General features: G+C 70.2%; 2 protein-coding genes. Both read left to right on the top strand.

The features are described from left to right. The coding region (locus tag MFF42_RS26005) for an NAD(P)(+) transhydrogenase (Re/Si-specific) subunit beta (protein WP_238258845.1) at positions 1 to 1,234 on the top strand (1,234 nt) is incomplete at its 5' end. 116 nt (positions 1,235 to 1,350) lie between these two features. Further along, positions 1,351 to 2,136, top strand: a 786-nt coding sequence (locus MFF42_RS26010; protein WP_238258846.1) for a DHH family phosphoesterase, incomplete at its 3' end; no start/stop codon positions are given.

The raw sequence follows: 2,136 nt of genomic DNA on the forward strand, positions 1-2,136 counted from the left end.
CGGCCTCAGCGCCTGGATCCTCGTGCTCCTCGCCCTCGGCCTCGGCGGCGGCGCCGGTGCCGTGATCGCCAAGCGGGTGCCGATGACGGCGATGCCGCAGCTCGTCGCCGCCTTCCACTCGCTGGTCGGCCTCGCGGCGGTCGCGGTGGCGGCCGGTGCGCTCTACGCGCCCCAGGCCTTCGGCATCATCGAGAACGGCCACTTCCACAAGCAGTCGCTGTTCGAGATGGGTCTCGGCGTGGCGATCGGCGCGATCACCTTCACCGGTTCGGTCATCGCCTTCGCCAAGCTCGACGGGCGCATGTCCGGCAAGCCGATCCTGCTGCCGGCCCGGCACGCCATCAACCTCTCGGTGGCGATCTTCCTGGTCGTGCTGCTCGGCATCTTCATCGGCACCGAGTCGAAGGTCGCGTTCTGGCTGATCGTGATCGTCTCGCTGATCCTCGGCGGCCTGATCATCATCCCGATCGGCGGCGCCGACATGCCCGTCGTCGTGTCGATGCTGAACTCCTACTCGGGCTGGGCCGCGGCCGGCATCGGCTTCACGCTCGGCAACCTCGCGCTCATCATCACGGGCTCGCTGGTCGGCTCGTCGGGCGCGATCCTGTCCTACATTATGTGCCACGCGATGAACCGCTCGTTCATCTCGGTCATCCTCGGCGGCTTCGGCGGGGATACCGCCGCGGCCGGTAGCGGGCAGGTCGAGACGCGCCCCGTCAAGCAGGGCTCGGCGGACGACGCGGCCTACATCATGAAGAACGCCGAGAAGGTCATCATCGTCCCCGGCTACGGCATGGCGGTCGCCCAGGCGCAGCACTCCCTGCGCGAGATGGCCGACCTGCTGAAGAAGGAGGGCGTGGACGTGAAGTACGCCATCCACCCGGTGGCGGGCCGCATGCCGGGGCACATGAACGTGCTCCTGGCGGAAGCCAACGTGCCCTACGACGAGGTGTTCGAGCTGGAGGACATCAACGGCGAGTTCCCGCAGGCCGACGTGGCCTTCGTGATCGGCGCCAACGACGTCACCAACCCGGCCGCCAAGACCGACAAGACCTCGGCGATCTACGGCATGCCGATCCTCGACGTGGAGAAGGCCAAGACGGTCCTCTTCATCAAGCGCGGCATGGGCTCCGGCTATGCCGGCGTCGAGAACGAGGTGTTCTTCCGCGACAACACGATGATGCTGTTCGGCGACGCCAAGAAGGTCGTCGACAGCATCCTCAAGAACCTCTGACCGGCCCCAATGGCGGTCAGGCGGCGGGGCGGGCGAGCAATCGTCCGCCCCGCTGTCGTTTGCGGGGCGCAGTTTTTGCCGGCCGAAGCGGGTATGGTCGTCGCGTGTCCGCCGCCATGTCCCTCGCTTCCCACCCCGATCTGCCCCGCCCGTTCCTCGACGTCTCCGCCTCCGTGCTGGGGCGGCCGTGGCGGGAGCGCTGCGGCGATCCCAGTCTACAGGCCCTGGCGACGACCATGAGCCAGGCCTACGGGCTGCCGGACCTGCTCGCCCGCGTCCTCGTCGGGCGCGGCGTGCGGCCGGCGGAGGCCGAGGCCTACCTGTCCCCGCGCCTGCGCGACCTGATGCCGGACCCGGCCGTCCTCGTGGACATGGAGGCGGCGGTCGACCGGCTCGCCCACGCCGTGCGGACCCGCGAGGCCGTGGCGATCTTCGGCGACTACGACGTGGACGGCGCGTCGAGCGCGGCTTTGCTGGCCGCGTATCTGCGGGCGCTCGGCGTGCCGGTGCGCATCCACATCCCCGACCGCATCACGGAGGGCTACGGCCCCAATGTCGGCGCCGTCACCGCGCTGCGCGCGGAGGGAGCGGGCCTGCTCGTCTGCGTCGATTGCGGAACCGCCGGCCATGAGCCCCTGGCCGCCGCCGCTTCCCTCGGCCTCGACGTGATCGTGCTCGATCACCACGGCGCGCCGGAGGAGCTCCCGACGACCCGCGCCCTGGTCAACCCAAACCGGCTCGACGACCTGTCCGGGCTCGGCCATCTCTGCGCGGCGGGCGTCGTCTTCATGACCCTGGTCGCGCTCGCCCGCCGCTTGCGGGGGGAGGGCGCCTTCGGAGCCTCAGCCGAGCCGCGGCTGACCGATTTCCTCGACCTCGTGGCGCTCGCCACCGTGGCCGAC

It is taken from the genome of Methylorubrum podarium (assembly GCF_022179745.1).
GTDB lineage: Bacteria > Pseudomonadota > Alphaproteobacteria > Rhizobiales > Beijerinckiaceae > Methylobacterium > Methylobacterium podarium.